The sequence below is a fragment of the Clostridium sp. AM25-23AC genome (assembly GCF_003435125.1).
GTDB classification, from domain to species: domain Bacteria; phylum Bacillota; class Clostridia; order Lachnospirales; family Lachnospiraceae; genus Pilosibacter; species Pilosibacter fragilis.
This window is the reverse complement of sequence record NZ_QWGI01000062.1, coordinates 1-4,790: the sequence shown is the minus strand read 5'-3', so window position 1 is coordinate 4,790 and position 4,790 is coordinate 1. Positions and strand designations below refer to the sequence as shown.

The 4,790-nt window shown below is 45.6% G+C and carries 3 protein-coding genes; 1 reads left to right on the top strand and 2 read right to left on the bottom strand.

What is annotated here, in order from left to right; all coding sequences use genetic code 11:
- Positions 1 to 30: 30 nt before the first annotated feature.
- Both tnpA and DW677_RS17460 read right to left on the bottom strand, forming a co-directional pair.
- Entirely contained in the window at positions 31 to 471 is a 441-nt protein-coding gene (gene tnpA / locus DW677_RS17465) for an IS200/IS605 family transposase (protein WP_117567907.1), read from the bottom strand.
- A gap of 345 nt (positions 472 to 816) precedes the next feature.
- Positions 817 to 2,439: a flotillin family protein gene (locus DW677_RS17460; protein WP_117485006.1), complete on the bottom strand. Its 1,623-nt coding sequence runs from the start codon at positions 2,437 to 2,439 to the stop codon at positions 817 to 819.
- A 442-nt stretch (positions 2,440 to 2,881) separates the two neighbouring features.
- On the opposite strand from DW677_RS17460, the gene DW677_RS17455 reads away from it, so the two are divergent.
- A complete protein-coding gene (locus tag DW677_RS17455; RefSeq protein ID WP_117567906.1) occupies positions 2,882 to 4,441 on the top strand; it encodes a hypothetical protein in 1,560 nt (519 codons plus the stop codon).
- Positions 4,442 to 4,790: the final 349 nt, after the last annotated feature.

Sequence of the window (4,790 nt, the reverse complement as noted above, 5' to 3'; positions counted from 1 at the left end):
AATGTCCTTGCAAATAGTTCTTTTTGAGATTTATTCGGGTAAATCCGAAAACGGTACACGATGTTCACTCTTATTTTCTCCCTGTGTTTCTATGTACTGGCGAATAACCTCAATGGGTGCACCACGAGCACTTAACAGACAAAAACTCTGGCTCCAGAACATTTCTTCCCAAAGCTTCTGCCGAATCTCCGGATACTCTTTTTTAATCAATCGGCTGCTTGCACTTTTATACGCATTGATAAATTTGCTGAGTTCCGATTTCGGATGGGCCCGGAACATGATATGAACATGATCCCGATCATGATTCCATTCCTCTAATGTAACATGATACTTCGGAGCGATATATTCAAAAATCTCCCGGGCCCGATCAGAAACAGGATCCGTCAGTATCTTTTTTCGGTATTTTATAACCAGAATCAAATGATAATAGAGTAGAAATACTGAATGCGCATTACTGTCCAATTTTCTCATAAAATCAGCCTTTCCTTTTACGTTCGACTGATTATATCATAACACAGGAACACTTGTTTGTCTATGTCTTTTAGAACATTTGTTCTTCTATACTTGTTTTCATTTATGTACACAGATATGTGCAGTTTTAAGATGCCAGATATTGCATGATTTTCCCAAAAGGCAATTCATCTCACCACCTAAAGAGGATGGGAGAATTCTTGCAAACTGTTGTTAAAAGACCCAGGCAGTGTCCTGTGAGAGGCACTGCCTGGGTAAGTAGGGGGAGTATGGATATGAAGATTGGAATAAGTCTGTAAATCTGCACTTACCATGCTTGGGAAAGAGCAGGACTAAAAAATGTAATTACAAGGTATGGTTCTCCGGAACGGTTTCTGCGTCTGGTGTGGACGGTATTGCCGGATCACCCGTGCCGGAGCTTAAATCGGAAGTACCGGATTCGGGTTTTGCGGCTGCGGGATTTGCAGCCTGTTCACGATGTACAGCCGGGATCGTAAGTCCGCTGACATTGATGTTCCTGTTTACCTTTGCGTCATATGTCTGCGCTTTCAGGATATCCCGGAAATCCACACCGGTGGCCTCGGACATGGTGTCAAATACCTGCTGCATGACAGCTGCTGTATTTCCGGAGATCTCGCTGACTCCGCTTCCGTTTGTGCCGTTTGCACCGCCGGTTCCGTAGATATTGACCTTGTCGATAGAGGACAATGGCTTCGCGATCTCTGCGGCCATCTGCGGCATGATGCCAACTAACATCTCGACGATAGCGGCGTTATTGTACTTCGCATAAGCTTCTGCTTTTTTCTCCATACCTTCCGCTTCCGCAACGGCCTTTGCCTGGATCGCAGCCGCTTCTGCCTCACCGCGGGCACGGATTCCGGCGGCTTCCTGCTCCGCCTGATATCTTGCGGCATCTGCCTTTGTACGCATGGCTTCCGCCTCTTTTTCTAACTCATATTTTCTGGCTTCCGCCTCACGCTGGCGTTTTGCAAGCATGGCAGCGGCTTCCTGTTCGACCTTGTAGCGCTCCGCATCGGCTTTCTTGTTGACTTCCGCGTCTAACTGCTGCTGTTGAACGGCAACTTCCTGCTTCCGAAGCTCTGCTTCGCGCTCTGCCTTTGCGATCTGGGCATTTACGGTAGCTGTCTGGATCGTTTTTTCCTGTTCCTGCTTCTGGATTTCATAAGCAGCGTCCGCTTCCGCTTTCTTCGTGTCGGAGTGCTTCTGAAGCTCTGACTTACGGATCTCCAGCTCGTTATTTTTCTCCGCGATCTCTGTCTCCGCAAGTACGCGGGCATCGTTGGCAGATTTGTTCGCTTCTGCCTGGGCGATAGCGATATCGCGGTCTGCCTGGGCTTTTGCGATCGCGGCATCTTTCTTGATCTTTGAGGTATTGTCGGCACCAAGATCCCGGATCAATCCATTATCGTCAGTGACATTCTGGATATTACAGGACAGGATCTCGATTCCCAGCTTATCCATGTCCTTGGATGCCTTTAGCATAACCTGATCAGAGAAGGAATCCCTGTCGGTGTTGATCTCCTTTAAGGAGAGAGTACCGATGATCTCACGCATGTTTCCCTGGAGGGAATCCTGAAGATCCATGGTGATATCCTCGGGCTTCTTATTTAAGAAGTTTTTTGCTGCCAGACGGATCCCTTCCTGAGATGGGGTGATCCGTACCTTGGCAACCGCGTCGACATTGACATTGATAAAATCGTTTGTCGGAACGGACTGTTCCGTTTTGATATCGACGGTCATCTGTCCGAGATATAAACGGTCCATCCGTTCAAAGAACGGGATCCGGATTCCGGAACGTCCGATGAGGATCTTTGCGTCATGCTTAAGACCGGAAATAATATAAGCCTGATCCGGCGGAGCTTTCACGTATCCACATGTGATGAGGACAAGGATCAGAATCAGAATGACTGCAATGGTGATAGGGATGATCAGATGATTCAAATTCATAGAAACTCCTTTCTGGACCTTGACTTTTGTTGCAAAATTCTCATGTGTAACAGAAAAGTTTGAGGAATTTCCTGTCACATAAAAAGGTATATTCCTTTTCGCTAAATTCACAGTATCAGAAAGTATCAGAAAATACAATACGATGCAACAAAGTGTAAGAAAACGTAAGAGGAATGTAATCGGAATGCCATAAAATTGCCACATAGATTACATTTTTCTTAAAACTGAGCGCGGTGGATTGATAGCGGAAGAAGTTATGGTATATTTATAGATAGAAGGATTGGATCGTGTCGAAATATGATATGGACTGGATTGTGGCGGTTGTGGATACGAAAAAACTTCGGACGTTCGGAGACCTAACGCCCACCGAGACAAATTTACTGTTACATACCACCTGAAAGAGGTGGGAGTTTTCGCGACTGAGATAAAAGGGAGGGATCACATGGATACCAGAATCTGGATGCAGGAGTCGTTTTGGGAGAGTGCAGAGAAGCAGAGTGTGAAAGAGAGTCCGCAGGAAAACGCTGGACATCTCTCAAAAGACCAGAATGAAAACGGTGGAAATAAGCTGGTGGATCAAAAGACAAGTCTCTGGAAGCAGACGTATGAGAATATTCTGGTTGGGATGGGATTCTGCGTGATCAAACTGAATTTTCTTCTGTTATATTATATTCTGCCGTTCATAGGAATCCTTATGATATTTGCAGGATTACGGAAATTGAAGCAGGAAGATAAATGGTTTAAGGCGGGGTATGCTGCGGCAGCGATCAACGTTGTGATTACAATGATTTCCATAGTGAGTGGAACTTTTATCAACAGAAGACAAATTTATGATACATATATTTGGCAATTCATGCTCTTATGGACATTTGCATTGCCGCTGATCATAGCATCCTGTTTTTTTTGCGGCATGCAGACAGAGCTGAAAAAGCGGGAGAAGGAAGCGGACAACAAAATCCTGATCCATTTAGTGATCTGGTATGCAGTCGTTATACTGCTTATGAACATGAATGACAGCGGTTGGATCATTGGAATCGCTGTTCTTGCGACATATATTGGAATTCTTGTGGAGTTAAAACATACCGCTGAGAATCTGGAAAAGGCAGGGTATGTATTGGAAGAGCCTCCGATGCGTGTCTCCAACGGGAAGTGTGCGGCAGGGGCAGTTGTTCTAACCGCAGCAGGACTTGTAATCGGAACCATATTCTTTGGTTCCTACCATATGAGATGGAACGAGGTGAAAGCACCGCAGGATCCGGCATACGAGGAGATAAAAACGCATCTGGTCTCGATTGGATTTCCGGAGGATATTCTGGATGATCTGAAGGAGGAAGATCTCTTAGCGTGCAAGAACGCCAGACAGGTACGATTGCAGCAAACGGATTATCCGATCAATGACGGAGAGCAGATCGTCACAAGATCAGAAGGCTACACGCAGTATTCGCGGGAGTATCCTCATAAAGAACTGAGACTCAGTGGAATTGCAGTAGAACTTGAGCAGGAAGGGCACTGGAAGATCATCCATCATTTTCTGTGGAATGAAGATCCGGGCTTTCGTGGTACAGAGGCTTTGCAGCTATATCCGGCATGCCGGGAACGGAATGGTGGCTGGCTCGAAGAAGGCGGGCTGACCGGACAGGTCCTTTATGATAAGAAGGAAATTTCCTATGCCGCGGATTACGCGTCTCTGGAAAACGAGACTTATGATATGGGGCAGAGCTGGCCGTTTTATGAGAGCCGGGAGACGAGCAGTATCTTCGCAGAGTTCTCGATGCCATGGCGCGGGGAGCGATGCCGTGGATATGTATCTTATGGCATCAGGGAAAAAGAGAAGGACTGGTGGATCGATTCCTGGCTGAACTATACGCATCAGAAGAGCATTCTGCAATATCCGGTCATGACGGCAGCACAGAACCGAAAACAGGGCGGCTGGCTGGATAACCTGGTATTCTTCACGGTACAGGATGCGCTGCAGGTACTTCCGGGAGAAGAAACTGATTAAAGAGTGTGGAAAATCAGGAGAAAAATTGACTGCAACGGTTTGATGTGTGTTCGTACTTACAATGTTGGTGGTAAAAACATGGATTGAAAGACAAAAATCCCGTCGGAGAATTTAGAGCATGTTGGATGTGTGTGTGTGATAATAGAGAAAGCGAAAGGGATAGGCAGTTGTTCTGCTGGGGATAAGATCCACAGAACGGCTGCTTATTTAATGAATTATCCACATGTAGTATTAATAAACAGGTCTAATAACAAAATGTAGATATTGCATATACAAAAGAAAAAACTTTGAAAAAAACTGGAAAAAGAGGTTGACTTTTCCATGGGGATTTGTTATTATAATACTCGCC

Coding starts and splice junctions, on each gene's coding strand:
- tnpA (WP_117567907.1), bottom strand. CDS start 471: ATGAGAAAATTGGACAGTAATGCGCATTCAGTATTTCTACTCTATTAT.
- DW677_RS17460 (WP_117485006.1), bottom strand. CDS start 2,439: ATGAATTTGAATCATCTGATCATCCCTATCACCATTGCAGTCATTCTG.
- DW677_RS17455 (WP_117567906.1), top strand. CDS start 2,882: ATGGATACCAGAATCTGGATGCAGGAGTCGTTTTGGGAGAGTGCAGAG.